This is a genomic window from Streptomyces sp. NPDC000878, assembly GCF_053599695.1.
In genome coordinates, this window is record NZ_JBSFMT010000002.1 from 30,811 (window position 1) to 54,472 (window position 23,662).

At 69.9% G+C, this 23,662-nt stretch carries 16 protein-coding genes and 1 pseudogene; 8 read left to right on the forward strand and 9 right to left on the reverse strand.

From position 1 onward, the window contains the following. Positions 1-16: 16 nt before the first annotated feature. From ACWDR4_RS01880 to ACWDR4_RS01895, 4 genes are all read right to left on the reverse strand, one after another. Complete coding sequence (locus tag ACWDR4_RS01880) at positions 17-943, reverse strand: oxidoreductase (protein ID WP_450402605.1); 927 nt, start codon at positions 941-943, stop codon at positions 17-19. Between the two features lie 103 nt (positions 944-1,046). After that, positions 1,047-1,889, reverse strand: a complete 843-nt coding sequence (locus ACWDR4_RS01885) for an SAM-dependent methyltransferase (RefSeq protein WP_450402608.1) — start codon at positions 1,887-1,889, stop codon at positions 1,047-1,049. A 138-nt stretch (positions 1,890-2,027) separates the two neighbouring features. Continuing rightward, positions 2,028-3,752 (reverse strand): SulP family inorganic anion transporter, encoded by a 1,725-nt coding sequence (locus ACWDR4_RS01890; protein ID WP_450402610.1) that lies wholly within the window; start codon positions 3,750-3,752, stop codon positions 2,028-2,030. After that, positions 3,749-4,360: a carbonic anhydrase gene (locus ACWDR4_RS01895; protein ID WP_450402613.1), complete on the reverse strand. Its 612-nt coding sequence runs from the start codon at positions 4,358-4,360 to the stop codon at positions 3,749-3,751. The genes ACWDR4_RS01890 and ACWDR4_RS01895 overlap by 4 nt, the downstream gene beginning before the upstream one ends. Before the next feature lie 255 nt (positions 4,361-4,615). On the opposite strand from ACWDR4_RS01895, the gene ACWDR4_RS01900 reads away from it, so the two are divergent. From ACWDR4_RS01900 to ACWDR4_RS01915, 4 genes are all read left to right on the forward strand, one after another. Next, entirely contained in the window at positions 4,616-5,509 is an 894-nt protein-coding gene (locus tag ACWDR4_RS01900; RefSeq protein ID WP_450403313.1) for a response regulator transcription factor, read from the forward strand. Then, a complete protein-coding gene (locus tag ACWDR4_RS01905) occupies positions 5,506-7,029 on the forward strand; it encodes a sensor histidine kinase (RefSeq protein WP_450402616.1) in 1,524 nt (507 codons plus the stop codon). Before ACWDR4_RS01900 ends, ACWDR4_RS01905 begins: the two co-directional genes overlap by 4 nt. Before the next feature lie 204 nt (positions 7,030-7,233). Next, positions 7,234-8,394 carry an alkaline phosphatase PhoX gene (locus ACWDR4_RS01910; RefSeq protein ID WP_450403316.1) on the forward strand — a complete coding sequence of 387 codons (1,161 nt, stop codon included), beginning with the start codon at positions 7,234-7,236 and terminating at the stop codon, positions 8,392-8,394. A gap of 71 nt (positions 8,395-8,465) precedes the next feature. Beyond that, positions 8,466-9,053, forward strand: coding sequence for a hypothetical protein (locus ACWDR4_RS01915; protein WP_450402619.1), 588 nt, complete (start codon positions 8,466-8,468; stop codon positions 9,051-9,053). 36 nt (positions 9,054-9,089) lie between these two features. On the opposite strand, the pseudogene ACWDR4_RS01920 reads toward ACWDR4_RS01915, so the two are convergent. Continuing rightward, a pseudogene (locus ACWDR4_RS01920) lies at positions 9,090-10,877 on the reverse strand (glycoside hydrolase family 3 protein); the annotation flags it as partial. Positions 10,878-11,200: 323 nt separating this feature from the next. Here ACWDR4_RS01920 and ACWDR4_RS01925 point away from each other — a divergent pair. Next, positions 11,201-11,707, forward strand: coding sequence for a MarR family winged helix-turn-helix transcriptional regulator (locus ACWDR4_RS01925; RefSeq protein ID WP_450402621.1), 507 nt, complete (start codon positions 11,201-11,203; stop codon positions 11,705-11,707). Between the two features lie 147 nt (positions 11,708-11,854). Here the strand turns inward: ACWDR4_RS01925 and ACWDR4_RS01930 are convergent, their stop codons facing one another. The 3 genes from ACWDR4_RS01930 to ACWDR4_RS01940 all read right to left on the reverse strand — a co-directional run bounded on the left by ACWDR4_RS01930 (position 11,855) and on the right by ACWDR4_RS01940 (position 16,798). Then, positions 11,855-12,271, reverse strand: coding sequence for a TIGR03668 family PPOX class F420-dependent oxidoreductase (locus ACWDR4_RS01930; protein WP_450402624.1), 417 nt, complete (start codon positions 12,269-12,271; stop codon positions 11,855-11,857). Positions 12,272-12,431: 160 nt separating this feature from the next. Beyond that, positions 12,432-15,152 (reverse strand): pyruvate, phosphate dikinase, encoded by a 2,721-nt coding sequence (gene ppdK, locus ACWDR4_RS01935; RefSeq protein WP_450402626.1) that lies wholly within the window; start codon positions 15,150-15,152, stop codon positions 12,432-12,434. A 434-nt stretch (positions 15,153-15,586) separates the two neighbouring features. Then, complete coding sequence (locus tag ACWDR4_RS01940) at positions 15,587-16,798, reverse strand: ROK family protein (RefSeq protein WP_450402629.1); 1,212 nt, start codon at positions 16,796-16,798, stop codon at positions 15,587-15,589. A 120-nt stretch (positions 16,799-16,918) separates the two neighbouring features. Between ACWDR4_RS01940 and ACWDR4_RS01945 the strand changes: the two genes are divergently transcribed. The 3 genes from ACWDR4_RS01945 to ACWDR4_RS01955 all read left to right on the forward strand — a co-directional run bounded on the left by ACWDR4_RS01945 (position 16,919) and on the right by ACWDR4_RS01955 (position 22,356). Then, on the forward strand, positions 16,919-18,388 hold the full coding sequence (locus ACWDR4_RS01945) for an MGH1-like glycoside hydrolase domain-containing protein (RefSeq protein ID WP_450402631.1): 1,470 nt from the start codon (positions 16,919-16,921) through the stop codon (positions 18,386-18,388). Continuing rightward, positions 18,385-20,322 (forward strand): amylo-alpha-1,6-glucosidase, encoded by a 1,938-nt coding sequence (locus tag ACWDR4_RS01950; protein ID WP_450402634.1) that lies wholly within the window; start codon positions 18,385-18,387, stop codon positions 20,320-20,322. The genes ACWDR4_RS01945 and ACWDR4_RS01950 overlap by 4 nt, the downstream gene beginning before the upstream one ends. An 81-nt stretch (positions 20,323-20,403) precedes the next feature. Beyond that, positions 20,404-22,356, forward strand: coding sequence for a CDP-alcohol phosphatidyltransferase (locus tag ACWDR4_RS01955; RefSeq protein ID WP_450402636.1), 1,953 nt, complete (start codon positions 20,404-20,406; stop codon positions 22,354-22,356). Positions 22,357-22,443: 87 nt separating this feature from the next. On the opposite strand, the gene dusB is transcribed toward ACWDR4_RS01955, so the two are convergent. Beyond that, the gene (gene dusB, locus ACWDR4_RS01960; protein WP_450402639.1) at positions 22,444-23,598 is read right to left on the reverse strand and encodes a tRNA dihydrouridine synthase DusB; all 1,155 of its coding nucleotides are present in this window, start codon (positions 23,596-23,598) and stop codon (positions 22,444-22,446) included. Positions 23,599-23,662: the final 64 nt, after the last annotated feature.

A 23,662-nucleotide genomic window follows, 5' to 3' on the forward strand; every position in this document is an offset into this window, starting at 1 on the left:
GATGCGCGTAGGGGGCTTACGCCTTCAAGCCCTCGTACGTCACCCCGGTGAGCTGCTCGGAGGCGGCCCAAAGCCGTTCCCCGGCAAGGTCGTTGAGCGTCCAGGACGCCCGCGAGGACTTCGCGGGCGCGCCGCGCCAGCCCAGGAACCTGGGGCCGATGAACGCGTCGGGCCGTACGTCGGGCGCGGTGGCCGCGTACAGCGTGGGCAGGGCGCCCGCCTCGGCGGACTGGGCGAAGACCCGGTTGCCGATCTGCATGAACCGCTCGGCGCCCTTGCGGCCCTGCATCTTCGGCGCGGTGGTCTGGAGGTTGGTGGCGGCGTACCCGGGATGCGCGGCGGCGGTGACGACATCGGAGCCGATCGCGGCCAGCCTGCGCGCCAGTTCGTGCGTGAAGAGCAGGTTGGCCGTCTTGGAACGCCCGTACGCGATCCAACGCCGGTAGTTCCGCTCGCTGTTGAGGTCGTCGATGTCGATGTTGGCGAACGCGTGGGTGCCGCTGGAGAGGTTCACGATCCGAGCGCCGGGCGTACCGAGCAGCGCCGGGAACAGCAGCCCGGTGAGCGCGAAGTGCCCGAGGTGGTTGACCCCGAACTGCGTCTCGAACCCGTCGGCCGTCGTCCCGTACGGCAACGCCATCACGCCCGCGTTGTTGACGAGGAGATCGATCCGCTCGTACGGCAGCCCGGCCGCGAACTCCCGTACGGAGCCCAGGTCTCCGAGGTCCAGCCGCCAGAACTCGGCGATGGCGTCCGGCACTTCGCCCAGCAGCCGCCCGACCGCCTCGTTCCCGCGCACCTCGCTCCGGCAGGCGAGCACCACCCGGGCCCCCTTCCGCGCCAGCTCCCGCGCGGTGACGTACCCGAGCCCGCTGTTGGCACCGGTGACGACGGCCGTACGACCGCTCTGATCGGGGATGTCCTGCGTGTTCCAGCCCGACATGTCAGGGGTCCCTCCATTGGTGAATCCGGGAGGCCTGGCAGATCCAGGTCCAGTCCCAGAGTGCGCCGGAAGTGCCCCGATGGCCAGTTCCACGCCCGGTACGTCAGGGCTTGCGCCCCACCCCGCAGTAGGCGTCGACAGCCGAGGCGGGGGCGGCCGGGTCCCGGAGGTCGGGGCGCCACTCGGGGACCTGGACGACGCCCGGGTCCGCCAGGTCGAGGCCGTCGAAGAAGCCGGCGATCTCCCCGATGCTCCGGACGTAGTACGGCACGGCGCCGCTCGCGTTGTACGCCTCCGACGCGGCGATCATGCCCTCGCTGGTGGCGGTGCTGTCGCTGATCACCAGGTGGCTGCCCGACGGCAGGCCCGCCATCAGGCGGCCCACCAGGTCGCGCGCCTGGTCGTGGTCGGCGACATGGCCCAGCGTGTTGAGGATCATCAGGGCGACCGGCTGGGAGAGGTCGAGGGTGTCGGCCGCCGCCTCCAGGATGGTCTCGGGGGCGTAGAGGTCGGCGTTCAGATAGACCGTACGGCCCTCGGGGGTGCTGCTGAGCAGGGCGTCCGCGTGGGCCAGCACGATGGGGTCGTTGTCGACGTACACGATCCTGGCGTCCGGGGCGGCGCGCTGCGCGACCTCGTGGGTGTTGTCGGCGGTCGGCAGGCCCGTGCCGACGTCCAGGAACTGACGTACGCCCTGCTCGTCCGCCAGGTAACGGACCGCGCGGCCCAGGAAGTGCCGGCTGGTGACGGCCACATCGACGAGACCCGGGAAGATCTCCTTGATGTGGTCCCCGATCTCCCGGTCGACCTCGTAGTTGTCCTTGCCGCCGACGAAGTAGTTCCAGAAGCGGGCCGAGTGCGGCTTGGAGGTGTCGATATGGGTTCGGGGGCGAGCGCCGGTACTTGTTCCGGTTTCGGTCGAGGGGGTGGGGTCGTCGTCTAACACTGCGGGGCCTCCGGTGTTCCGATGTCTCGGTTGTCTCGGTGCTGATGATCAGGCACCAACCTAGGTCAACTCGCCTTTTCCACACCGGAGTTGCGAAGATCCACGCGCACGCACCGTAAGGTTCTGGCCATACGGTTCTCAGTGCACGAGCGGTGCGTACCTGTCCGGGACCGGTCCCGTGTCCAGGTAGAACCACTCGGCGTCGGGGCCCGGGACCGGCGGCATCAGCTTCCCCTCGAGAGCTTTCTCGACGGGGTCGGGGGAGGCCGTCTCCGTGGTCGGCGGCTGCGCGCCCGGCATCAGCAGTTCCACCTCTGTCCCCAGGCCCCGCTGCTGCGCGGTGAACTCCTCGACCTGGCTGCGGCAGGCGTGGTCCAGGTGGGTCACGCCGGTCAGGTCCAGGCGGATGCGCGGTTTGCCCGACGCGGCGGACGCCTCCAGAGCCTCGATGACCTGCGGCAGCCGCAGGAAGGTGGCGTTGCCCGCCATGACGACCCGGGCGACGTCGTCGCCGCCGTCGACGTCCTGGCGGATGACCGTCCGGGACATGCGCAGGGCGGCCAGGACGACCCCGGCGGCCAGTCCGATGAGGACTCCTTCGAGCAGCGCGGTCGCCACGATGACCAGCGTGGTGACCGTCATGACCGCGAACTCGCCCCGGTCCTGGCGCCACATCTTCGGGAACTCCTCGGGCGCGAACAGCTTCCAGCCGCTGTGTACGAGGACTCCCGCGAGCACCGAGATCGGGATCAGCGCGAGGACCTGCGGCAGCAGCAGCGCGAACGCGAGCAGCCAAAGTCCGTGCAGCGTACGGGAGATACGGGTCTTCGCACCCGCCTGCACGTTGGCCGAACTGCGCGCCACCACCGCCGTGATGGGCAGCGCGCCGAGGAGTCCGGCGACCGTGTTTCCCGCGCCCTGGGCGACGAGTTCGGCGTTGTAGCGGGTGCGCGGGCCGCTGTGCATCCGGTCGACGGCCGCCGCCGTGAACAGGCTCTCCGCCGAGGCGATGACGGTGAAGGTGAGGATCGCGGTGAGGATCCCCACGTCGGCCAGTCCCGCCAGCTGCCCGGGCCCCGGCACGTCCACGGAGGCCAGCAGGTTGCCCACCTGGAGCGTCTTCACGTCCACGCCCGGCAGCGCCGCGACACCGATCCCGATCCCTACGGCCACCAGCGCGGCCGGGACCTTCTTCACCGGACCCGGCATCTTCTTCCACAGGAAGCTGAGCACGATGGTGACGACGCCGAGCAGCGCGGCGGTCATCGCCTGCCGGTCGGCCAGGGTGTCGGCGAGCAGTCCGGGTACGCCGGCGATGTTCTCCAGCGGGGTACCGGGGGCCCTGGAGTCGGACATCGGGTACAACTGGCTGAAGATCAGCGGGAGTCCGATGCCGGCCAGCATGCCCTGGACGACGGCGAGCGAGATGGCCTGGAACATCCGGCCGAGCCGTACCAGGCCGAGGATGATCTGCAGGATCCCGGAGCCGAGCACGATCACGCCGAGCGAGGCGACGCCGTACTCCAGGACGGTCTCCGCGACCAGCGCGGCGAGTCCGGCGGCGGGGCCGCTGACCTGGAGGGTGCTGCCCCGGGCCGCCCCGACGACCAGCCCGCCGATGACCCCGGAGATGATGCCGAGTTCGGCGGGCACCCCGGACGCGACGGCGACACCGATACAGAGCGGCAGCGCCACGAGGAAGACGACAAGGGAGGCGGTGATCTCCGTGGCGAGGTCGACGCGTCCCGTGCCGTTCTTGGTGCGTCCGGGGCCCGAAGTGGGCTTGCGCAACGGAGTGGTTGGGACCGGGGCCTTCGGGCGCGTACGGGTGCCCTGTGCGTGGCGCGCGTGCTGGCCGCTCATGCCGCGTGCACCCGGAAGCGGTCGTCCTCGTCCAGCTCGTACACCCGGCCGGTGTCGACCTCGTAGTACCAGCCGTGCAGCCGCAGCCGGCCCGAGTCGAGCCGCTGCCGCACCACCGGGTAACTGCCCAGTACGGCGAGCTGGTTGACGACGTTGCGCTGTGCCACCTCGGGCAGGGTCGCCGGGTCGTCGGAGGACTTGGTGAGCACGGGGGCCAGTTCCGGGCGGGCCAGCTCCAGCCAGGCGTCGACGCCGGGCAGCGCGGACAGATCGTCGCCGGACTTCAGGGCGCCCATCGCCCCGCAGTGGGAGTGGCCACAGACGACGAGGTGCTGAACGCCGAGCACCTCCAGTGCGTACTCGATGGTGGCGGCCTCACCGGAGGCGGCCCCGTACGCGCTGTGCGGCGGGACGATATTGCCCGCATTCCGCAGCTCGAATATCTCGCCGGGCCGTGCTCCGGTGATCAGGGCGGGTATCACCCGCGAGTCCGAGCAGGTAATGAACAATGCCTCCGGACATTGCCCTTCGGCCAGTTTCCGGTATTCGCCGCTCTCGAAATCCACGTGCCGCTTGAACGACCGGGCGCGGTCCAGCAATGCCTTCATGACCCCTCCACGTGCAGCTATGTATCGCTTGGCGCAACGCTAGAGGAGCGCTGCCCAGAGGACGGCCAGCGGAAGGTTAGAGGAACACTAAATCGAGGCCAGGTTTCGGGACCGAGTCACCCTGTGCGGCGGCTGAGGGGCTTTTCACATTGTCCTGGATTCGCTCGGCAAGGCATTCGAACGTCTTGTAACGTGTCATCACAGCGCGTCTACTTCAGGAATTCATGGACGCCGTGGGAGTGGGAGACAGGACGTATGGGCGTACGGGTGCTGCTCATCGAGGACGACGAGACGATCGCCGAACCGCTGGCCGAGGGCCTGCGGAACTTCGGGCTGACGGTCGTGCACGTCGCCACCGGTGCCGAGGGCCTGAGAGGACCGCACGGCGACGTCGTCCTGCTGGACCTGGGCCTGCCGGACATGGACGGCATCGACGTGTGCCGAGGCATCCGTCAGACCTCCGAGGTCCCGATCATCATCCTCAGCGCCCGCGGCGAGGAGGCCGACCGCGTCCTGGGCCTGGAACTGGGCGCCGACGACTACCTGGCGAAACCTTTCAGCCTGCGGGAACTGGTGGCCCGGGTACGGGCGGTGACCCGGCGCGTACGACGTCCGGATCCCGCGCAGGCCTACGAGTCGTACGCCACGGCCCAGGAACCGGCCGTCACCTACGAGGCCCCCATGCATGTGCCTTCCACTCCCCCGCCGACCACCTCCTACGAGGCCTATGAATCGTTCGACTCGTACGCCGCGCATGCCTCACAGGCCTCGCACGCCTCGTACGTCTCACAGGACGCGCCTCCCACACCCGAGCCGGCCCCGGCCGCCTCCACTCCCGCCCCCGGCCCCCTCGTGGTCGACCGCCGTACCCGTCAGGTGTGGGTCGGCGAGACGCCCGTCGCGCTCACGCCCAAGGAGTTCGAGCTGCTGGCGCTGCTCTCCGAGGACCCGGGTGCCGTGTACTCGCGGCGGCAGATCCTCACCCGGGTCTGGGACACCCACTACCAGGGGCCGACCAAGACCCTGGACGTCCATGTCGCCACGCTGCGGCGGAAGTTGGGCGACCCGGCGTGGATCCAGACGTTGCGCGGGGTCGGGTTCCGGCTCGCCGTACGCACCCCTGGCGCACCCAGGGCCGCGGCCTCATGACCCGGCGTCTGTTGCTGAGTTACCTCAGTCTGGCCGCCCTCGTCCTGCTCGGCCTGGAGATCCCGCTGGGCATCGTCTACTCACGGGCCGAGCGGGAGCGGATCGTCAACTCCGCCAACGAGGAGGCCGAGTCGGTGGCGGCGTACGCCGCGCTGTCCCTGGCGTCGGGGCGTCCGGATGAGCTGGCGGCCCGTGCCGCGCACTGCGCCCGGCGGATCGGCGGTCAGGTGTTCATCGTCGACGCGAGCGGTCAACTCATCGCGGCGTCTCATCAGTTGACGGGCCCGGAGCAGCAGGAGCTGACCACCCGCCCGGAGGTGACGGCCGCGCTCGACGGCACGGCGACGACCCATGTCCGTACGTCCACGATCGGCGGGGTGCGGTATCTGTCCGTGGCGTCTCCGGTCGGGCACGGGACCGGCCAGGTGAAGGGGGCGGTACGGATCACGCTTCCCACGCAGATGGTGCAGTACCGGGTCCACCAGGTGTGGCTGCTGCTGGCCGCCGTCGGGCTCGCGGTGCTGGCGGCCGTGGCCGTCGTGGCGTTCGCGTGCGCGCGCTGGGCGGGGCGTCCGATCCGTGAACTGGAGCGGGCCACGCACGAGTTGGCGGACGGTGGCGCGGCGACGCCGGTCGCGGTGACGTCGGGTCCGCCCGAAGTCCGCAGTCTGGCAGCCGCGTTCAACCGCACGGCCGCCCGGCTCGCCCATCTCCTCGCCTCGCAGCGGGCGTTCGCGGGCGAGGCCTCGCACCAGCTGAAGACTCCGCTGGCGGCGCTGCGGCTGCGCCTGGAGAACCTGGAGCCCGACATCGCCCAGCATGCCCGGGGCAGTCTCACCGCCGCGATGACGGAGACGGACCGGCTGGCCCGGATGGTCGAGGGGCTGCTCGCGATGGCCCGCCTGGAGGAGGACGCGGCACCGCCCGGCCCGGTCGACCTGGCCGGCATCTGCGCGGAACGGCATGGCACCTGGGCCCCGCTGTTCGAGCAACAGGGCGTGTCACTGGTCCTGTTCACCGGCGGATCGGGACCGGTGGGTCCGGCGCTGGCACTGCCGGGGGCGGTCGAGCAGATCATCGACAACCTCCTGTCGAACGCCCTGCGGGTCTCGCCCGCGAACAGCACGGTGGCCATGGAACTGCGTTCCGTCGCTCCGCCGCACCTTCGCCGGCCCCACCTCAACCATCTCAACCACCGCGAAACCCGGGCCACTTGGATCGACCTGCACATCACCGACGAGGGCCCCGGGATGACGGCGGAGCAACGCGGGCGCGCCTTCGACCGCTTCTGGCGTGCGCCCGGCGCCCCCAAGGGCGGTACGGGCCTGGGCCTGGCCCTCGTACAGCGGCTCGCGCTGGCGAGTGGCGGGGAGGCGACTCTGCGGGCGGCGGCAACGGGCGGCCTGGACGCGGTGGTTCGGCTGCCGTCGGCCCAACACGCCGTGCAGGGGCAGGCGTTCGGCGGCAGGGATTCGGGGGCGGGGGTACGGCGACGGGAGACGCCGGCGCTGCGGGCGTAGGACGAACCCCGCCGGACAGATCCCTTGAGCATCCCTTGTGCACCCCTTGAGGCGAACTCCCGGCGGCCGGAGCCTCCCGTACGACCGCCAACGCGACACCGCGCGTACATGACAATTCCACCCCGTCGCCCTAGGGTCCCTGACGTCATGGCACGTCACGCCACCCCCCTTGGAGCGAGAGTGGACGCACGAGTCAACGCACACGTGGAACGCCGTACCCTTCTGCGCGCCGCCGTCGTCGGCGGTTCGGCGGCCGTCTTCGGCGGCACGCTGTGGCGCGGCGCCGCCCACGCGGCCCCCGCCCAGCCGGGCACGGGCCCGTACGGAGCCCTCGCCGCGCCCGACGCCAACGGCATCAGACTCCCCGCAGGGTTCACCAGCCGGGTGATCGCCCGCTCGGGCCAGACGGTCAGCGGAACGTCGTACACCTGGCACAACGCCCCTGACGGCGGGGCCTGTTACGCCGACGGGACCGGCTGGATCTACGTCTCCAACTCGGAGATCAACCCGTCGGGCGGCGCGAGCGCGGTCAGGTTCTCGTCGACGGGCGCCGTCACCTCCGCGTACCGCGTCCTCTCCGGCACACGCCAGAACTGCGCGGGCGGGCGCACCCCTTGGAACACCTGGCTGTCCTGCGAGGAGGTGTCGCTGGGGTACGTCTACGAGACCGACCCGTGGGGCACGAACGCGGCGACGCAGCGCGCGGCGATGGGCCGTTTCAAGCACGAGGCGGCGGCAGCGGACCCGGTGCGCAAGGTCGTCTACCTCACGGAGGACGAGACGAACGGCCGCTTCTACCGCTTCGTACCCACGACTTGGGGCGATCTGTCGGCCGGCACCCTCCAGGTCCTGGTGGCCGGTACGGCGACCTCGGGCTCGTACACCTGGACGACGATCCCCGACCCGGACGGCTCCCCGACGACCACCCGCACCCAGGTCTCCGGCTCCAAGTCCTTCAACGGCGGCGAGGGTTGTTACTACGCCGACGACAAGGTCTGGTTCACCACGAAGGGCGACAACAGGGTCTGGCAGCTCAACCTGCTCGCCGACACCTACGAGTTGGCGTACGACGACTCCCTCGTCACCTCGGGCACGGCCCCGCTGACCGGCGTCGACAACATCACCGGGACCGCCTCCGGCGACCTGTTCGTGGCGGAGGACGGCGGCACCATGGACATCTGCGTGATCACACCGGACGACGTGATCGCCCCGTTCCTGCGCGTCGACGGCCAGTCGGGCTCGGAGATCACGGGCCCGGCCTTCTCCCCGAACGGCAGCCGCCTGTACTTCTCCAGCCAGCGGGGCACGAGCGGCAGTTCCTCGGGCGGGATCACGTACGAGGTGACAGGCCCGTTCCGCGCGTAGCAGCCGGTCATACGTTCATACGCTTCGTACTGCGCACCGGCGTTGTCAGTGGTGCGCAGTACGTTGCGGTCATGGGCATTTACCTGGTCGACGTCGGTGCGGAGGAGTGGTTCGGTGAGGGTGAGGAGGGGCGGGCGGAGATCGCCGCGGGGCTGAACGCGGAGTTGGTGCGGCGCGGGCTGTCCCCGTACGAGTCCGTGCCGGTGGCGGCGGAGTTCGTGCGCGGCTCGGGCGGGTCCTTCGAGGAGAAACTGGTCCCGTCCATGGACAGGTTCATAGAGCTGTGCGAGGCGCACCTCCTGGACGAGGACACGGAGACGCTCTGCGGCTGGCAGGTACTGGTGCCGGTGTCCCTGGACGAGAAGATCGAGCTGCCGGTCGAGTCGTCGTACTCCGACACGACGGTGATAGCGGGCGCTCCACAGGTCCTGGCGATCGCCGAGAAGCTGGCGGCGGAGATCGCGCTGCCGCCCGAGGTCCCGGAGATGTGCGACAACCTGGACCTGACCAACTGGTTCCTGGACGGCGCGGCGGAGGAACTGTCCGCCACCGCGCCGGGCCCGTGGAGCGAGTATCCGGACGTCTCCTTCTATGTGGCGCTGTACCTGCGCGCGGCACAGCACTCACTCAGACGCGGGTGTCCGATGGTCTACTCCTGAGGGCTCATCAGGTCAGGCGCGGGCTCAGTGCCGGGTCGTCGTCAGGCCGTATCCATAGGGGAAGAGGGGGGCGTAGTTCCTGTCGCCGAGGTTGATCGGTTCCTGGGCCTCGCTGCGGGGCCAGGTGACGGGGAGTTCTCCGGTGAAGGGGCGCTTGCCGAAGAGGACGTCGGCGACTCCGTCGCCCTCGCTGCCGGGGAGCCAGGACATCACGAAGGCGTCGGTCTTCGGCAGTTGGTCGGTGATGATCTGGGTGCGGCCGGCCACGTCGAGGACGACGCAGGTCCGGATGGCGGAGCAGACGCGGTCGATGTTCGCCCTGTCGGCGGCGGAGAGGTTCAGCGTGTGGCCGCCGACGCCCACGTCGCCGACGCCCTCGGCGTAGGGAGTCTCGCCGATGACGACGACGCCGACGTCGTACCCGGCGGTGGAGGCACTGGCGTCCGCGCTGTACGTGACGTTCTTCGCGGTCTTCCGGATGCCCTGGAGGATGGTGGTGCCGGGGAAGGCGGTGTTGCCGGACTGTCCCTGCCAGGTGACGGTCCAGCCGCCGGCCTGGTTGCCGAGGTCGTCGGCGTTGACGCCGGCGACGTAGAGCCGCTGGGAGGGCTTGAGCGGCAGCGCCTTGTTGTCGTTCTTCAACAGCACCTGGGACTCGGCGACCGCACGGCGGGCCACAGCACGGTGGGCGGCCGAGCCGATGGTGTCGATGTTCGAGCGGTCGGTGTACGGGTGCTCGAACAGGCCGAGTTCGAACTTGGCCTTCAGGATGCGGGAGACCGCGTCGTCGATCCGGGACATCCTGACGCGCCCGGCCTGCACCTCGGCGGTCAGGGTCTGGATGAACTGGGGAGCGTTGTACGGCTGCATGAACATGTCCATGCCCGCGTTGACGGAGGTGCGGACCTGGGTGGCGAAGTCGCCCGGGATCTCGCCGATGGCGTCCCAGTCGCTGATGAGGAAGCCGTCGAAGCCGATCTTCTTCTTCAGGACGTCGGTGAGCAGCTCCTTGTGCGCGCTCATCCTGATCGGCTCGCTGCCGGGTACGTCGGTCCACTGGACCGAGGAGTACGAGGGCATGATGCTGCCGACGTCGTGCACCTGGACGGCGGTCACGTAGGGGGCCAGGTCGATCTCGGCGAAGCGCTTGTGGCTGGTCCTCGTGATGCCGCGGTCGATGATGTAGTCGCCGGTGGTCGACGTGCCGTAGGTGGTGTCGCCGTCACCGGCGTAGTGCTTGACGGTGGCCAGGACGTGGTCGTTCCGGGCGAGGTCCTTGGTGCTGCCGCCCTGGAGACCTTCGACGGCGGTCGTCATCCGGGTGACGAGGCGCGGGTCCTCGCCGAAGCTCTCGTAGGAGCGGCCCCAGCGTTCGTCGCGGGTGACACAGACACAGGGCGCGAACACCCACTGCGGGCCGGTGGCCCGGGTCTCGGTGGCGGTGATGTGCGCCGCCTCGCGGACCAGCGCCGGGTCGCGGGTGGCGCCCATGCCGATGTTGTGCGGGAAGATCGTGGCGCCGACCAGGTTGTTGTGACCGTGCACGGAGTCGACGCCGTACAGGATCGGGATGCCCAGCCGGCTCTCGAGCGCGTGCAACTGGTAGCCGTCGACCATGTCCGCCCACGCCTCAGGGGTGTTGGGGGAGGGCACCGAGCCGCCGCCGGACAGCAGCGAGCCCAGGGCGAGACTGGCGATCTGGGCCTGGTCGCTGTCGACCGCCCCCCGCTCGGCCTGGGTCATCTGGCCGACCTTCTCCGCGAGGGTCATCCGCCCCAGCAGATCGGCGACCCGCTGCTTCACCGGCAGCCCGGGGTCGAGATAGGTCCGCGTCCCGCTGAGGACGGTGGTAGAGGCACTGGCCGAGGCGCCGGGTTCGGCGACGGCGGACGAGGCCGGGATCGCCGTGACGACCATGGCGGCGGCCAGCAGCAGGGCTGCGGAGTGCTGTTGTCTCACGTCAATGCTCCTTGAACGTGGCCGCCTCATTGCGGCACGAGCGGAGGTGCGCTGCTGGACTGCTGTCGGGGGGACGCGACCGGTGTCCTGTCCACCCCGCCGATCCCCCGCCGACCCCATCCTTCCCGCCAGTCATTTCATTTCAAACGAGACCGTATCGAATGAGCCAATGGCAGTAATGTGACCGCATGACCGCCGCAACTCCCCACCGAACCACCTCCTCCCCCTCACGGGTGACCGACCGCCCCGGGGACACCTCGCCCTTCGCGCTCGGCCTGCTGCTGCGCCGGGCGCACTGGCGCGCGGCCTCGGTGATGGAGGAGGCACTCCGGCCGCTCGGCATCGAGCTGCGGCACTTCGCCGTACTGATCGTGCTGGCCGACCACGGACCCACGGTGCAGCGGGACCTGGTGGCGGCGACGGGGTCGGACAAGGCGGGGATCATGCGGGTCGTGGACGACCTGGAGCGCAAGGGGCTGGCCGTACGGAAGTCCGTCCCGGGCGACCGGCGGGTACGGGCGGTGGAGATCACGCCCCAGGGCGTCGAGCTGTTCGACGCGGCCCATGTGGCGGCGGAGCCGCTGGCCGAGCGGTTGGTGGCGGGGCTGGGCGCCGGGGAGGCCGCGCAGTTGGCGGACCTCCTGACCCGGTTCGCCCACCCTTCGGACGGCCACCCCTCGGACGGCCAGGCCTAGGCGGCGAGGCGCTCCGCGACCGCCTTGACCCTCTTCGCCGCGTCCTCCAGGGCGCGCTCGCGGGAGGCCTCGTACAGCGGGATCAGGTGGGACATGGCCGGGCTGCGGGGTCTCGCCGACGGACGATCCCTGCTGCACCGGGCACGGCTATGCGAACGCCCACCCGCTCCACCGCTCGACCCGAATGGCAACCACGGGACCCTGAGGAGGAGAGTCCCGGTACTGGTCGTACTTGTCACGCAGCAACTCCACCGCACGGTGCCGCTCCTGGCCGTCCTCCAGTACTTCCCCTCGGCCATCGGCACGAGCCCACCACAGGGTCGACCAGTCCTCGGCGTAGTGGTCGACCAGGACCGTGACCGAGGGATTCTCCCGAATGTTGCTGAGCCTCCGCAGCTGCCACGTGCTCTTGGGCTTGTGGTCCACCGCGAAGTACACGACGTCGCCCAGGACGGCGAAGGTCACCGGCACGGCGTGGGGCACCCCGTTGGCATCGGCCGTCGCCAGCCGTGCGACAGGTGAGCCGACAAAGCGTTCCCGGGCGACGAGCGGGGAGATCTTCATGCACTCCACGGTAGAGGGCGGCACCCCCCGCACAGGGGTGCCGCCCTCTCTGTACACCGGAGCCACCGTCAGGTCGCTGAGGGTCGGGTTGACCGACGACAGCCCCGGAGATCAACGGGCCCACGGCCTACGGCCGATGCCCGCGCCCACTACGAGTGGCCTAGCGGTGATCACTCCCCGCCGAGGACGAAGCCGCCCGCCCCGCCTCCAGCCGCGCCACCGGAATCCGGAACGGTGAGCAGCTGACGTAGTCCAGCCCGACCTCGTGGAAGAAGTGGACCGACTCCGGGTCGCCGCCGTGTTCGCCGCACACGCCCAGTTTCAGGTCGGGGCGGGTCGCGCGGCCCGCCTCCACCGCGGACTTGACCAACGCGCCTACGCCGTCGCGGTCGATCGTCTCGAACGGGGAGACGCCGAAGATGCCCTTCTCCAAGTACGCCGTGAAGAAGGACGCTTCCACGTCATCCCTGCTGAAGCCCCATACCGTCTGCGTCAGGTCGTTCGTGCCGAACGAGAAGAACTCGGCCGCCTCCGCGATCTGACCCGCCGTCAGAGCCGCACGCGGCAGCTCGATCATCGTGCCGAGCGCCAACTTCAGCTCCACGCCGGTCTGTTCGATGACCTCGGCGATGACCTGCTCGGCCTCGTCGCGGACGATCTCCAGCTCCTGGACGGTGCCCACCAGCGGGATCATGATCTCCGCGCGTGGGTCGCCCTTGGCGTTCTTGCGCTCGGCCACCGCCTCCGCGATCGCCCGTACCTGCATGGTGAACAGGCCGGGGATGACCAGGCCCAGACGTACGCCCCGCAGGCCCAGCATCGGGTTCTGCTCGTGCAGGCGGTGCACCGCCTGGAGCAGGCGCAGGTCGTTCTCGTGCGGGTCCTTGCGGGACTCCGCCAGGGCCACTCGTACCGACAACTCCGTGATGTCCGGCAGGAATTCGTGCAGCGGGGGGTCCAACAGCCGGACCGTCACCGGTAGGCCGTCCATCGCCGAGAACAGTTCTACGAAGTCCTGCTTCTGGAGCGGGAGAAGCGCTTTCAGGGACTCCTCGCGCTCTTCGTCCGAGTCCGCCAGGATCAGGCGTTCCACCAGCTCGCGCCGGTCGCCGAGGAACATGTGCTCCGTACGGCAGAGGCCGATGCCCTGCGCGCCGAACCGCCGCGCCCGCATCGCGTCCTCGGCGTTGTCCGCGTTGGCCCGGACCCTCAGGCGACGCTTCCGGTCCGCGAAGGCCATGATCCGGTGGACCGCCTCGACCAGTTCGTCGGCGTCGTTGGCGCCCGCGTGCATCCGGCCCTCGAAGTACTCCACCACGGGGGAGGGGACCACCGGGACCTCGCCCAGGTAGACCTTGCCGGACGAGCCGTCGATCGAGATCAGGTCGCCCTCCTCGACGACGTGACCGCCCGGCACCGTCATCCGGCGCCGCTTGGTGTCGACCTCCAGCTCCTCCGCGCCGCACACACACGTCTTGCCCATGCCCCGGGCCACCACGGCCGCGTGGGACGTCTTGCCGCCCCGCGACGTCAGGATGCCCTCCGCCGCGATCATGCCGTCGAGGTCGTCGGGGTTGGTCTCCCGGCGGACCAGGATGACCTTCTCCCCCGAACGCGACCACTTCACCGCGGTGTACGAGTCGAAGACCGCCTTGCCGACCGCCGCACCCGGGGAGGCGGCGATGCCACGGCCGACCTGCGCGACCTTCGCCTCCTCGTCGAAGCGCGGGAACATCAGCTGGGCCAACTGGGCGCCCGTCACGCGCTGGAGCGCCTCCGCCTCGTCGATCAGGCCCTGGTCCACCAGCTGCGTCGCGATACGGAAGGCCGCGCCCGCCGTGCGCTTGCCGACGCGGGTCTGGAGCATCCACAACTGGCCGCGCTCGATGGTGAACTCGATGTCGCAGAGATCCTTGTAGTGGTTCTCCAGCGTGTCCATGATCTTCATCAGCTGGTCGTACGACTTCTTGTCGATCTGCTCCAGCTCGGCCAGCGGGACCGTGTTGCGGATGCCCGCCACCACGTCCTCGCCCTGCGCGTTCTGCAGGTAGTCGCCGTACACGCCCTGATGGCCGCTGGCCGGGTCGCGGGTGAAGGCGACTCCGGTGCCCGAGTCGGGGCCCAGGTTGCCGAAGACCATCGAACAGACGTTGACCGCCGTGCCGAGGTCGCCCGGGATGCGCTCTTGGCGACGGTAGAGCTTCGCGCGGTCGGTGTTCCAGGAGTCGAAGACCGCGTGGATCGCAAGGTCCATCTGCTCGCGCGGGTCCTGCGGGAAGTCGCGGCCCGCCTCGGTCTTGACGATCTTCTTGAACTTGGTGACCAGCTTCTTGAGGTCCGCGGCCTCCAGCTCCGTGTCGACCGTGACCTTCTTCGCCGTCTTCGCCGCGTCCAGCGCGTCCTCGAACAGCTCGCCCTCGACGCCGAGCACCGTCTTGCCGAACATCTGGATGAGCCGGCGGTACGAGTCCCACGCGAAGCGCTCGTCACCGGCCTGCTTGGCCAGGCCCTGCACCGACTTGTCGGAGAGCCCGATGTTCAGCACCGTGTCCATCATCCCCGGCATCGAGAACTTCGCCCCGGAACGGACGGACACAAGAAGGGGGTTGTCGGCCTGGCCGAGCTTCTTGCCCATGGCCTCTTCGAGGGCCGTGAGATGCTCGCTCACCTCGTCACGCAGTGCCAAGGGCTCCTCGCCGCTGCCGAGGTAGACCTTGCAGGCTTCGGTCGTGATGGTGAAGCCGGGGGGAACGGGGAGTCCCAGGTTGGTCATCTCGGCGAGGTTCGCACCCTTGCCACCAAGGAGTTCCTTGAGGTCCTTGTTTCCCTCGGTGAAGTCGTAAACGAACTTGACTACGTGGGGTTCTTTGTTTTCCGACACGGGTCTCGACTCCCTCGGGACGCGGTGGCTGCCCTGACGGCGAGGAACATACCCAGATCGAAGGCGTCTGGGTACGTCCACTTGCGTGTCATGCGCCTGTAACCAGCCGTCCGCCAGCAGATCCAAAGTCAAGGCTCGGCAAGCAGCGGAGGCGCCATGTTTTCACTTCTTGAACGCAGTGGCAGGCACATGCCCATTTTGTCGCTCACATGAGCAGAACGCAACACGTCTGAGTTTTATCGATGAACGATCAAAGGGTGGCACTCAGTGCCACCCTTTGAGAAGTGCAGCCGCTCGCGATCCGCTCATCTGAGCGCAACCCCTATCAGGGGTGGCGAGAATCACGCGATATCGACCGCCCGGATTTCACCATGCGGACGCCGACCCGAAGGGGAAACACCCCTGTCACAGGCACCTTCAGCCGTTGACGCGGTTCACACGCCGAGCGCCGTCAGCCGCTCCTCCACCCGCTCCGGCGCGTACAGATGCTCGACGACCATCGCCCCGGCCCCCACCAGCCCCGCCCGCTCCCCCAGCCTCGACGTCACCACGTCCAGATGAGCGGTCGAGCGCGGCAGCGCCCGCTGGTACAGCAGTTCCCGTACGCCGGTCAGGAACGGCGTGCCCGCCAGGTCCCCGGCGATCATCAGCACGCCGGGGTTGAGCAGCGTCACCACCGTCGCCAGTACGTCCCCCACGCTCCGGCCCGCCTCCCGGGCGAGCGCGACCGCCTCCGGGTGCCCGGCCGCGAGCAGGTCCCGTACGTCCGAGCCCGACGCCGCCGGGACCCCGGTCTCGGCGAGCCGCCGCGCCACGGCGCCACCGCTCGCGACGGCGGCCAGACAGCCGTACGACCCGCACCGGCACAGCGCCTCGGCGCCCTGCGGGACGCGGATGTGCCCGATGTCCCCGGCGCCGCCGTCGATGCCCCGGAAGACCGAACCGCCCACCACGACACCCGCGCCGATGCCCGTCGAGACCTTGACGAGGACGAAGGCCGAGCAGTCGGGGTAGGCGGTGCGCTGTTCGCCGTACGCCATGAGGTTGGCGTCGTTGTCCACCAGCACCGGGACGTTCGCCGCGGCCGGTTCCCCCGTCTGTTCCGCGAGGGCGCGGGCGAGGCGGGTGCGTATGTCGTAGCCGTCCCAGCCGGGCATGATCGGCGGCTGGACGACGCGGCCGGTGTCCATGTCGACCGGGCCCGGTACCGCGAGGCCGATGCCGCAGACCTCGGACGGGCCGTGGCCGGCCTTCGTGAGGAGTTCCGCGAACCAGCGGCCGATCTCGCCGAGTACGGCGTCGGGGCCGTCGTCGACGGCCAGCACACCCGAGTGCTCCGCGAGGAGTTCACCCGTGAGGGTGAGCACGGCGGCGCGGGCGTGACGGGTGTCGAGGTCGGCGGTGAGGACGACGGCGTGGGCGTCGTCGAACTCCAGAGTGATCGAGGGGCGTCCGCCGAGCGGCGAGTCGACCGGGCCCGAGGCTCCCTCGCGCAGCCAGCCCGCGCGGAACAGCCGGTCCAGACGGTGGCCGACGGTCGCGCGTGAGAGACCCGTCACTTGTTGCAGGGCACCGCGAGTCGTGGCGCGCCCGGTGCGTACCAGTTCGAGCAGATCGCCCGCGCTCGCCTGAGCACGACCACTCATGCGCACCCCCTTGTGTTTCTCAAGCTTGCATTACATATTGAGTTCTGCGTGTTAAATAGACGTAACTCTAAGGTGGCCTCGACCGAACTGGTCAGGCCGAACGTCTTCGGGGAGCCCCGAGTGGATCGCACTGCCCAGTTGACCGCCCGCGCCGCGACGCACTCCGTCGTATACGAACAGGACGTTACGACACATTCCCTGCACGCCTCGCACGCCGTGCAGACCCCGCACACCGCGCACTCTCTGCACGTCAGAGCGGCCGAGGTGCTGGGGGCCAACTGGACCGGCACCTCCACGGTGCCCTCGCGCGGCCTGTACCCGCACCAGTGGTCCTGGGACTCCGCGTTCATCGCGATCGGCCTGCGCCATCTCTCACCCCTGCGCGCGCAGACGGAGCTGGAGACGCTGCTGTCGGCCCAGTGGGACGACGGGCGGATCCCGCACATCGTCTTCAACCCCTCCGTCCCGCTCGACGCGTACTTCCCGAGCCCCGACTTCTGGCGCTCCTCGACCGCGGGGCGCGCTGCGGGCGCCCCGCGCACCGTACAGACGTCCGGCATCGTGCAGCCACCGGTGCACGCGCTGGCCGTCTGGCTGGTGCACCAGGCCGACCCCGGGCTGTCCCGCTCGCGCGGCTTCCTCGCCCGCGCCTACCCGCGCCTCGCCGCCTGGCACCGCTATCTGCTGCACCGCCGCGACCTGGGCGGGGGCGGCCTGGCGTCGGTCGTGCACCCCTGGGAACAGGGTATGGACAACAGCCCCTGCTGGGACGCCCCGCTGAGCCGCGTCACGCCGGCCCCGGCCCGCTCCTTCCGCCGCGCCGACCTCGACCACGGCGCCGCCGAGGACCGTCCGACGGACCTGGACTACGGGCGGTACGTGCGGCTGGCGACGGACTACAGGGACGGCGGATATGAGGACGGGGCGAGCGAGTTCGCCGTCGAGGACCCCTCCTTCAACGCGCTGCTGATCGCCTCCGAGCACGCGCTGGCGCACATCGCCCGTGAGCTGGGCGCGACGGGTACCGCCCGGCACGCGCGCGCGGAACGGCTGACGGCGGCGCTGGTGGAGCGGCTGTGGGACCCGGCGGAGGGCATGTTCTTCTGCCGCGACGTACGGGACGGGGCACTGATCCCCGAGCGCAGCGTCTCCGGCCTGATCCCGCTCCTCCTCCCCACCCTCCCCCGGGACATCGCCGACACCCTCGTCCGTACGGCGCGCGGCCCGCACTTCGAACTCGGCGGCGCCGCCCGCCTCGTACCGTCCTACGACCTGCTCGGCGAGGCCTTCGACCCGCACCGCTACTGGCGCGGGCCTGCCTGGTTCAACACCGGGTGGCTGGTGGAGCGCGGGCTGCGGCAGCACGGCGAGCGGACGCACGCCGACGCGCTGCGCACGGCGCTGCTGGAGACCGCCGACGCCACCGACTTCGCGGAGTACGTCGATCCGTACACCGGTGCGGCCTGCGGGGCGCTCGGCTTCGGCTGGACCGCCGCGCTCACCCTCGATCTGCTGCACCAACAGCCCTTCGACGACAGCGACTTCACCAACGCGTTCGGCATGAGCGACCAAGGAGGGGAACGGCGATGACGGACCGGCATCATCTGCTCGTGCACGGCGGGACGTTCGCGGCCGTCGGCGACGGCGGGGACATCAGCGGTGTACGCGGCGGCAGCCACCCCGACGGGTTATTCGTACGCGACGCACGGCACTTGAGCCGGTGGCAGCTCACCGTCGACGGTGCCGTCCCCGAGACGCTCAGCCCGGTCGCCGACGGGGACACCGCGCGCTGTGTCCTCGTACCGCGCGGGGGCCGGCAGGAGCCGCCCGCGTACACGCTCTTCCGTGAACAGGCCGTCGGGGACGGCGGGTTCGTCGAGGCGCTGCGCGTGACCAGCAACCGTCCGACGCCGACGACGGTCCGGATCGCCGTGACGGCGGACGCCGACTTCACGGACCAGTTCGAGCTGCGCTCCGACCACCGTACGTACGTCAAGTCCGGCGCCGTCCGCAAACGTGAAGTCCTGGACGACGGCGTCGAGTTCAGCTACCGGCGCGGCGAGTGGCGCTCCTGTACGACGGTCACGGCGGAGCCCGCCCCCGACGGCGTCGAGGAGACCGGCACAGGTGCCCGACGCCTCGTCTGGACACTGGAGTTGGAGCCGCACGGCTCGGCGGAGCTGGCGCTGCGCGTGGCGGCCCGCCCGCACGGCGCGACCCAGGAACCGCAGGTCCCCGCCTCCCCCGCCGCCGCGAACGACCAACTCCTGGCGCTGGAAGGGGAGTTCGTCGAGGGCGTCGCCTTCCCCACCGGCTGGCCGGAGTTGGCGGCGGCCTGCGCACGCGGCCTGGCGGACCTGGCGGCACTCCAGGTCCCCGCAAGGGGCCCGGACGGCGAGGAGTTGCGGGTACCGGCGGCAGGAGCCCCCTGGTTCCTCACCCTCCTCGGCCGCGACGCGCTCCTCACCTCCCTCTTCGCACTCCCCTACCGCCCCCAACTCGCCGCCGCCACACTGCCCGCGCTCGCCGCGACCCAGGCGACCGAGATCGGCCCGGACTCGGTGGCCCAGCCGGGCAAGATCGTGCACGAGGTACGGCACGGCGAGCTGGCGCACTTCGGGCAGGTGCCGTACGGGCGTTACTACGGCTCGGTCGACGCGACCCCGCTGTTCCTCGTCCTCCTCGGGGCGTACGTCGAACAGACCGGCGACACGGCACTGGCCCGCCGCCTGGAGGCGAACGCCCGCGCGGCGATCGGCTGGATGCTGGACCACGGAGGCCTGACGTCCCGTGGCTATCTGGTCTACCGGGCCGACCAGGGCGGCCTCGCCAACCAGAACTGGAAGGACTCCCCCGGCGCCATCTGCTCGGCCGACGGCACCCGCGCAAGCGGCCCGGTGATGGCGGCGGGGGCCCAGGGGTACGCGTACGACGCGCTGCGCCGTACGGCATGGCTCGCGCGCACGGTGTGGCAGGACGAGACGTACGCCGCCCTCCTCGAACAGGCGGCGGGCGACCTCCGGGACCGTTTCCAGCGGGACTTCTGGATGCCGGAGCACTCCTTCCCGGCGCTGGCGCTCGACGGCGAGGGCAACCAGGTGGACGCGCTGGCCTCAGACGCAGGCCATTTGCTCTGGTCGGGCCTGCTGGACAAGGAGTACGGAGAGAAGGTCGGCCGGCGCCTGCTGGAACCGGACTTCTTCTCGGGCTGGGGCGTACGGACGCTGGCGGCGGGCCAGTCGGCCTACCACCCCCTCTCCTACCACCGGGGTTCGGTCTGGCCGCACGACAACGCCCTGATCACGCTGGGCCTTTCGCGGTACGGCCTGCACGACGAGGCCCGTTCGGTCGCCCACGCCCTCGTCGACGCGGCGACCGCCACGGGTCACCGTCTCCCCGAGGTCCTCGCCGGTTACGGCCGCGACACCCACGGCGAACCGGTGCCGTACCCGCACGCGTGCGTACGCGAATCCCGCTCGGCGGCGGCCCCGTTGGCGCTGCTCACGGCGGTCGGGGGCGCCTGAGGGGATGTGAGCCCGGTCGCTTGGTGAGGCGTTTGCCCGGTGTTTGCCGGGTGCTTGGGCGCGGAGGCTGAACGGAGGCCGATGGCCCGCCGTACGGGATGGTGGCGGACCCAGGCTCCCGCGCCCGGGTCCGCCACTCCTGCACGGGCTTCACACGGAAGGACCTTCGGGGTGCCTCTGTTCACACGCATCAACCCATCACCGGACGCCACCACCGAGGCACCTTCCGAGGAACCATCGGCCGAGGCGGAAAAAACGCCGGTGACGGAGACGCGCCCCAAAGGGGCGCGGGGAACTGCGCGAGAAGCCCCCACGGCCGACAGCCAACCACTCCCGACCGACCCAGCCGACTCAGACTCAGCCGACAAGCCTGCCCAATCCCCCAAGCCCAACTGGCGTACCCGGCGTCCCATCGCCGCCCGTAATCTCCGTTGGGCGGTCACCGCCCTCTCCGTGTTCCTCGTGCTCGTCTCCCTTCAGATGCCGAACACCGTCGGCAACTTCCGGTTCTCGGAGTTTCTGCGGCTTCCGGCGGAGGCGATCGTCGCGGCCGTCGTGCTGCTCGCGATGCCGCGTCGGCCTCGGGTGATCACGGCGGCATGCATCGGCGCGTTCCTCGGTGCGCTGACCGTGCTGAACCTGCTGGACATGGGGTTCGTCGAGTTCCTGGGCCGGCACTTCAACATCGTGCTGGACTGGGTGCTGCTGGACGACGCCCAGTCGTACATCTCCGACGCCATCGGCACGACGGGGTCGATCGCCGTCACCCTCGCGGTGATCCTGCTCACGCTGCTCCTGCCCATCGGTACGGCCCTCGCGTGCGTGCGGCTCAGCAACCTGCTCGTCCGCAACAACACCGTCGCCACCAAGGCCACGCTCATCGCCGGCACCGTCTGGATCACCTGTATGTCCCTCGGCCTCACCATCGGCGGGGTGCCGATCGCCTCGGACCACACCGCCGGGGTCGTGAAGGTGCACGTACGCCGGGCCAGCGACACGTTCCGCGACGAGGCGGCGTTCGCGAAGTTCGCCAAGAACGACCCCTTCGCCAAGACGCCCGGTGACCAGCTGGTGCCGGACCTGCGCGGCAAGGACGTCATCTTCACGTTCATCGAGAGCTACGGCCGCAGCGCGATCGAGGATCCGATCATGTCGCCCGGCGTCGACAAGACGCTCGCGGACAGCCAGCAGGCCCTGACGGACGCCGGTTTCGCCGCGAAGAGCGGCTGGCTGACGTCGGCCACGTTCGGCGGCAACAGCTGGCTCGGCCACTCCACGTTCCTGTCGGGCCTGTGGATCAACAACCAGCAGCGCTACAACACCCTCGTCAACAGCGACCGTCTCACCCTCCCCGAGGTCTTCCGGCGCACCGGCGACTGGCGGACGGTCGGCGTGATGCCGGGCGTGCAGAAGGGCTGGCCGGAGTCGAAGTTCTACGGCCTGGAGAAGAACTACTCGTCGAAGGATCTCGGCTACCAGGGACCGAAGTTCAGCTGGTCGACCATGCCGGACCAGTACACGCTGGAGGCCTACCAGCGTCTGGAGCACGGCAAGAAGAGCGACAAGCCGCTGATGTCCGAGATCATCCTGACGTCAAGTCACCAGCCCTGGGCGCCTCTTCCGACGACGGTCCCGCAGGACCAGCTCGGCGACGGCTCGGTGTTCGACTCGATCCAGAAGGCGGGCAAGGACCCGAAGGACGTCCTGTACGACGGCACCGCGGCCAAGGAGGAGTACGGCAAGTCGATCCAGTACTCGATCACCAGCCTCATCGACTGGCTCACCCGGTACGGCACCGACGACACCGTCCTCGTCTTCCTCGGCGACCACCAGCCCATGTCCCGCGTCAGCGGCAGCAACGCCAGCCGCGACGTCCCGGTGTCGGTCGTGGCCAAGGACCCGAAGATCCTCGACAAGATCGCCGACTGGAACTGGACGGACGGTATCCGCCCCGCCGACGATGCCCCGGTCTGGAAGATGAGCGCGTTCCGCGACAAGTTCCTCACGGCGTACGGTTCTACGCCTCACCCGTAAATTCCTTGTGTGTAGGGGGCAACGCCCCCACACACAGGGGCGCGGGGAACTGCGCGACCAGCCACAACGCACCCGCAGACAAAGAACTCACCCCCCAGACGTATCCAACTCCGCGTCCTCACCAACACCCGCACAGTCATACGGATCCTTCAACCACCCGTCCGGCAACACCACCCGGTTGTTGCCGGACGTACGCCCCCGAGGCCCATCGGCGCCGAGCGGCCAGGCCTGGTCGAGGTCCAACTCGTCCAGCCCAACCCGGAGTTCCTCCAAAGACGAAGTGATCGCAAGGCGCTTCCGCATCTCGCTGCCGACCGCGAACCCCTTCAGGTACCAGGCGACGTGCTTGCGGAAGTCGATGACCCCGCGCGCCTCGTCCCCGATCCACTCACCGAGCAGCGTGGCGTGCCGGACCATGATGTCGGCGACCTCGCGGAGCGTCGGGCGGGCGATGGCCTCCGTACGGCCCTCGAAAGCCGCCACCAGGTCCGCGAACAGCCATGGACGGCCGAGGCAGCCGCGTCCGACCACGACCCCGTCACAGCCCGTCTCCCGGACCATCCGCAGTGCGTCCTCCGCCGACCAGATGTCGCCGTTGCCCAGTACGGGGATCTCCGGCACGTGCTCCTTGAGGCGGGCGATCGCGTCCCAGTCCGCCGTGCCGCCGTAGTGCTGGGCGGCGGTGCGGCCGTGCAGGGCGATGGCCGTCACGCCCTCCTCGACCGCGATCCGGCCGGCGTCGAGGTAGGTGATGTGGTCGTCGTCGATGCCCTTGCGCATCTTCATCGTGACCGGGATGTCGCCTGCGCCGGACACCGCCTCGCGCAGGATCGCGCGCAGCAGGTTCCGCTTGTAGGGGAGGGCGGACCCGCCGCCCTTCCTCGTCACCTTCGGGACCGGGCAGCCGAAGTTCAGGTCGATGTGGTCGGCCAGATCCTCCTCCGCGATCATGCGGACGGCCTTGCCGACGGTCGCCGGATCGACGCCGTACAGCTGGATCGAGCGCGGCTTCTCGGACGCGTCGAAGTGGACCAGCTGCATGGTCTTCTCGTTGCGCTCGACCAGCGCCCGCGTCGTGATCATCTCGCTGACGAACAGCCCCTTGCCGCCGCTGAACTCCCTGCACAGGGTGCGGAAGGGCGCGTTCGTGATCCCCGCCATGGGGGCGAGGACGACGGGCGGCTGCACGGTGTGCGGGCCGATCAGGAGAGGGTTCGCGGGCGAGGTCACGGGCGTGGACATTGCGCCATTCTCTCGCACCGAATGGAGTACAGCCAAAGTCGTTAGTTAGGCGTACTATGTTCGC